This window comes from Luteimonas panaciterrae (assembly GCF_020511115.1).
Lineage (GTDB): Bacteria > Pseudomonadota > Gammaproteobacteria > Xanthomonadales > Xanthomonadaceae > Luteimonas > Luteimonas panaciterrae.
This window is the reverse complement of sequence record NZ_JAJAVH010000059.1, coordinates 1-226: the sequence shown is the minus strand read 5'-3', so window position 1 is coordinate 226 and position 226 is coordinate 1. Positions and strand designations below refer to the sequence as shown.

Sequence of the window (226 nt, the reverse complement as noted above, 5' to 3'; positions counted from 1 at the left end):
CTGATCCGGCGTCGTCGCCGTTGCGCTGTTCTGGAACGTGCCCTGCGCGTTGATCGTCGCGGTGACCGTGATGGTCACGCTCGCGCCCGAGGCCAGGCTGGCGATGGTGCACGGGAACGCCATGCAGCCACCACCGGACACGCCGGTGATCGTTAGATTGGTCGGCGTGTCAGTGACCTGCACGTTGGTCGCGGTGCTCGGACCAGCGTTGGCCACCGTCACCGTG

1 protein-coding gene is annotated in these 226 nt (G+C 67.3%); it reads right to left on the bottom strand.

Going from position 1 to position 226, the window contains the following annotated elements:
- Positions 1–226, bottom strand: a 226-nt coding sequence (locus tag LG367_RS18240; protein WP_226470686.1) for a DUF11 domain-containing protein, incomplete at both ends; no start/stop codon positions are given.